Consider the following 3,149-nt stretch of genomic DNA (forward strand, 5'->3'; position numbering starts at 1 on the left):
GGGGGGCGCGGCGGGGCGGGGTGCGGGTGGTGCGGCGTGTGGCCGTGGGTGGTGCGGCGGTGCGGGGCGCGCGGGTGGTGCGGGGCGCGGGGGAGTGCGGCGGTGCGGGGTGTGGGGTTTGGGGCGGGCGCTCGCGCGCCTCGGCGAGGCCGGCGACCGCCGGGGCGGGTGTGCGGCCTCAGGCGGTCGGGGGGACCAGGCGGGCGTGCAGGGTGGTCGGGTCGGTCGCCTCGGGGAGGGTGCGGGCGGCGAGCCAGGCCGCGGCGGCGGGCCCGTCGCCGGCCGGGCTCAGTGGGGCGTCCGGCCAGCGTCGCCCGGCCTCGGCGCGGACTGCGGCGGCCAGGGGTGTGTCGCCGGTCAGTAGCCCGCCGCCGAGTACCAGGGGGGTGGCCTCGCCGGCCGGGCGGATCCGGCTGGCCGTGGCGGCCAGGTGTGCGCCGGCCTCGGCGATCAGCGCGGCGCCGGTCGGGTCGCCGGCGACGGCGGCGTCGACCACGAGCGGGGCGAGTCGGGCCAGTTGCACCGGGGGGCGGCGGGTGACGGTCTGGATGAGCGCGTCGACGGTGTCCCGAGGTCGGGTGGCCACCTCGGCGGAGCCGGCCAGTTCGGCGAGGACCCGTCGACCGAGGTCACCCGGGTCGGTGCCGGCGTCCAGGGCGGCGAGCAGTCGGCGTACCGCCTGGTGGCCGAGCCAGAAGCCGGATCCGGTGTCGCCGAGCAGCCAGCCATGGCCGTCGGCGACGCGGTGCAGCCGCAGTTCGCGTACCTGCGCGGCGATCGCCCCGGTGCCGGCGACGAGCACGGTGCCCGCGGGGCTGGCGGTGCCCGAGGCGTACGCGATCAGGGCGTCGCCGTGCACCTCGTACGGGCAGCGTAGGCCGGCGGCCTGCCAGGCGTCGTCGAAGGCGGCCCGGCCGGCCGGGTCGGCGAGCAGTCGGCCTGCCCCGGCCAGCCCGATCGCGCCGGCCCGCACCTGGGCCGGGTCGACGTTGGCGAGCGCCTGTCCCAGGGCGGTACGGAGTTCTCGGGCCGCCTGCGCGGCGCCGTGGCTGGTGGGGTTGCCGCCGCCGGCCCGGCCGGTGCCGAGCCGTTCGCCGTCGAGCGTCACCGCGAGGGCGCGGGTGGACGTACCACCGACATCGAGGCCGACCACGACGGTGCCGGACACGGGCGCCACCTCCTTGATCGATCTTGCATTCATGCTGGTCGTGGTGGCGGTCGAGAGCAAGGGGCGGGTCCGGCCGCAGAGTGTGCGCCAGGTAACAGTTTGAAAACTTCGCCCACGGTCTTGACATGGAGGTGGCTTCAGTAAGAACTTTTACCACTAACAGTTAACAGTCTTTTTTGAAAGGCGTCCCATGGTTGATCACGAGGCGGACACCTCCGCGGGCACCGCGGTGGCCGACGCTGTCGGGGTTGACCGGCGGGGCGCCCTGGGCGTCGCGTCCGACGGAGTGCTGGCCCGGGTGCGCACCGGCGCCGACGAGTTGACCGGCGCGCTGCGCCGGGTCGCTGAGCACGTCCTCAGCGACCCGGAGGCGGCGGCCCGGGCCACCATCGTCGAGCTGGCCGAACGCAGCGGCACCTCACCGGCCACGGTCACCCGCTTCTGCCGGGCGATGGGCTTCGACGGGTACGCCGACCTGCGGCTGGGGATCGCCGCCGAGACCGGCCGGGCCCGCTCGGCCGGCTGGACCGTCGACATCGGACGTGAGATCCAACCCGGCGACCCGCTCGAACGGGTGTTAGAGCAGATCATGGCCGCCGACACCCGGGCCATGCACGACACCGCCGCGCTGCTCGACCTCGGCGAGGTGGAACGGGCCGCGGTGGCCATCGCCGGGGCCAGCCGGGTGAACATCTTCGGCGCCAGCGGCAGCGCTCTGGTCGGCGAGGAGATGCAGTTCAGCCTGCACCGCATCGGGGTGGCCGCGTGGGCGTGGAACGACGTGCACTCCGGGCTCGCCGCCGCCGCGCTGCTGCGCCCGGGCGACGTCGCGCTGGGTATCTCGCACAGCGGCCAGACCCGGGAGGCCATCGAGATGCTCGCCGAGGGCGGCAGCCGGGGTGCGACCACCATCGCCCTGACCGGCTTCCGCCGCTCGCCGCTGGCCGAGCTGGCCGACATCGTCCTGCTCACCGCCAGTCACGCCACCACCTTCCGGCCGGACGCGCTGTCGGCCCGGCACCCGCAGCTGGTCGTGCTCGACCTGCTCTACATCGCCGTCGCCCAGCGCACCCATGATCGCGCCCACGCGGCCTTCCGGCGCACCGCCCAGGCCGTCGACGGACACAAGGCCGCGAGGGGAGCCGCCACATGATCAGTGCCCAGGGGTACGCGAACGCCGTCCGACCGGTCCTCGACCGCCTCGTCGACCGGGAGGCCGAGCCGCTCGGCCGGGCCGCCGACCTGATCGCCGCCAGCCTGCGCGGCGGCGGGGTGCTCCAGGCGTTCGGTGCCGGCCACTCCGAGGCGTTCGCCGCCGAGCTGGTCGCCCGGGCCGGCGGACTGGTCCCCACCAACCGGCTGTCCATCCACGACCTGGTGCTGCACGGCGACGCCCCGCGCGACGTGCTCGCCGATCCGAAGCTGGAGCGGGACCCGGCCATCGCGCACCAGCTCTACGCGCTCGCCGCACCGCAGCCGCGGGACGTGTTCGTGGTGGCGTCCCAGTCCGGCATAAACGGCTCGGTGGTCGAACTGGCTCTGCTGGCCACCGGACGCGGTCACCCGTTGATCGCGGTCACCTCGGTCGAGCACACCGCACGGGTCGCCCCGCGGCATCCGTCCGGCCTTCGGCTCGCCGATCTCGCCGACGTCGTGCTGGACAACGGCGCGCCGTACGGCGACGCACTGCTGCCGCTCGAGGGCGGCGGCGCGGTCTGTGCGGTCTCCTCGGTCACCGCGGCGCTGCTGGCGCAGCTGCTGACGGCGGAGGTCGTACGACGGTTCCACCAGGCCGGAGAGGCGCCCCCTATCTACCTCTCCGCCAACGTCCCCGGTGGGGACGAGCACAACCTCGCCCTCGAGTCGCGGTACGCCGGACGTCTCCGGCGCACCGCCTGACCCGACACCACAAGGAGAGTCACACGATGTCCGTTAATCCCGACCTCGACCGCCGGACCCTGCTGCGCCGCGCGGCGGCCGC

Annotated in this window: 3 protein-coding genes; 2 read left to right on the forward strand and 1 reads right to left on the reverse strand. The window is 75.2% G+C overall.

The genetic code is table 11. The annotated features are described in order from the left end of the window. Nucleotides 1–178: 178 nt before the first annotated feature. Entirely contained in the window at nucleotides 179–1,168 is a 990-nt protein-coding gene (locus AB0M52_RS32620) for a BadF/BadG/BcrA/BcrD ATPase family protein (RefSeq protein WP_363961638.1), read from the reverse strand. A 190-nt stretch (nucleotides 1,169–1,358) separates the two neighbouring features. Here AB0M52_RS32620 and AB0M52_RS32625 point away from each other — a divergent pair, with 190 nt between their 5' ends. Together AB0M52_RS32625 and AB0M52_RS32630 are read left to right on the forward strand one after the other, a co-directional pair. Then, nucleotides 1,359–2,321: a MurR/RpiR family transcriptional regulator gene (locus tag AB0M52_RS32625; protein ID WP_363961640.1), complete on the forward strand. Its 963-nt coding sequence runs from the start codon at nucleotides 1,359–1,361 to the stop codon at nucleotides 2,319–2,321. Further along, entirely contained in the window at nucleotides 2,318–3,067 is a 750-nt protein-coding gene (locus AB0M52_RS32630; protein WP_363961642.1) for an SIS domain-containing protein, read from the forward strand. Before AB0M52_RS32625 ends, AB0M52_RS32630 begins: the two co-directional genes overlap by 4 nt. Nucleotides 3,068–3,149: the final 82 nt, after the last annotated feature.

Origin of the sequence: Micromonospora sp. NPDC051296 (assembly GCF_040682255.1) — a bacterium.
Classification (GTDB): Bacteria; Actinomycetota; Actinomycetes; order Mycobacteriales; family Micromonosporaceae; genus Micromonospora; species Micromonospora craterilacus.

Bases quoted from the DNA above. Each gene is read 5' to 3' on its own strand.
- AB0M52_RS32625 (WP_363961640.1), top strand. From the start codon at position 1,359: ATGGTTGATCACGAGGCGGACACCTCCGCGGGCACCGCGGTGGCCGAC.
- AB0M52_RS32630 (WP_363961642.1), top strand. From the start codon at position 2,318: ATGATCAGTGCCCAGGGGTACGCGAACGCCGTCCGACCGGTCCTCGAC.